The sequence below is a fragment of the Vibrio sp. YT-19(2023) genome (assembly GCF_033337395.1).
Genome location: NZ_JAWOQN010001200.1, coordinates 1 through 509 on the forward strand (window position 1 = coordinate 1; position 509 = coordinate 509).

The window sequence follows — 509 nt, forward strand, 5'->3', positions numbered from 1 at the left end:
GATGGATAACGCTGGTGGCAGCCACGTTAGTGAGAAATCCCCAAGGAAGTAGGTCATGCCTAGGTGTATGACAGCCGTAGACAGCATGAATACTAAGATCCCTGCGATCATGTAATTGTTCTTCGCTATAGAGAGCTTACTGCTGTTTGCGCGCATGCTAATGAGGTTGGTGAGTGTCATAACGACAAAGGTCACCAATCCCATGAAGAAATAAGAAGTGTGAGGGCCAAACTCAATCACAAATTGGCTAGGGCCATCAATCAGCACATTCTCAACGGTTAGGTTCGGGCGTAAATTGATGACCAGAGAATAAACCGTCAGCGCAACAAAAATGCCTTGTTGCCACAGTTTTACTTTGCCTTTTTTCTGCTCGGCGGCGAGCTGGCAAGAAAAGTAGAAAGCAAAAGCAAATGCGAAGAAGGAAGCTAAGTTGGCTAATTTCGCCATGAAAATGCCGCCCTCTGGCCCAAGCAGAGGTAGCAAATCGGTATGGAAGTAGGCGTTACTGC

At 47.0% G+C, this 509-nt stretch carries 1 pseudogene; it reads right to left on the reverse strand.

The features are described 5' to 3' along the window. Positions 1–509: pseudogene (locus tag R7E78_RS30830) on the reverse strand (hybrid sensor histidine kinase/response regulator); the annotation flags it as partial.